The 820-nt window shown below is 46.5% G+C and carries 1 protein-coding gene; it reads left to right on the top strand.

The window, feature by feature from the left end; translation table 11 throughout:
* A partial coding sequence (locus AB4512_RS09635) for a flagellin (RefSeq protein WP_372174849.1) occupies window positions 1-820 on the top strand: 820 nt, incomplete at both ends.

The raw sequence follows: 820 nt of genomic DNA, 5'->3' as shown, positions 1-820 counted from the left end.
GTTACCTAAACAACGCAAACAGCGCACAACAAACATCAATGGAGCGTCTAGCTTCTGGCTCAAAAATCAACAGCGCAAAAGATGACGCTGCGGGTCTACAAATCTCGAACCGTTTGAACGTTCAAAGTCGTGGTCTTGATGTTGCTGTACGTAACGCGAACGACGGTATCTCAATTGCACAAACAGCTGAAGGTGCAATGAATGAGACGACTAACATCCTGCAACGTATGCGTGATTTGTCTCTACAATCTTCAAACGGCTCAAACTCAAAATCTGAGCGTGTAGCGATTCAAGAAGAAGTAACAGCGCTGAACGACGAACTGAACCGTATCGCGGAAACGACGTCTTTTGGTGGCAACAAGTTGCTTAACGGTACTCACGGTACTAAATCATTCCAAATCGGTGCAGACAACGGTGAAGCGGTAATGCTTCAACTGAAAGACATGCGCTCTGATAACGCTCAGATGGGTGGTAAGAGCTACCAAACTGAGAACGCGAAAGATAAAGATTGGAACGTTCAAGCAGGCTCTAACGACCTAAAAATGTCGTTCACTGATAACTTCGGTCAAGCACAAGAAATCGACATCAGCGCAAAAGCGGGTGACGACATCGAAGAGCTAGCAACGTACATCAACGGTCAACAAGACTCTGTTAAAGCGTCTGTAACTGAAGATGGTAAGCTACAAATGTTTACTGGTAACAACAAGGTTGAAGGCGAAGTGGCATTCTCTGGCAGCCTGGCTGGCGAACTAGGCATGCAACCTGGCAAAGACGTAACGGTTGATACTATCGACGTAACATCAGTTGGCGGCGCACAAGA

Source organism: Vibrio sp. 10N.222.52.B7, from assembly GCF_041474275.1.
Taxonomy (GTDB): Bacteria; Pseudomonadota; Gammaproteobacteria; order Enterobacterales; family Vibrionaceae; genus Vibrio; species Vibrio crassostreae_C.
Note: the sequence above shows the minus strand (reverse complement) of the source record. Positions and strands in the feature narration are given on the sequence as shown.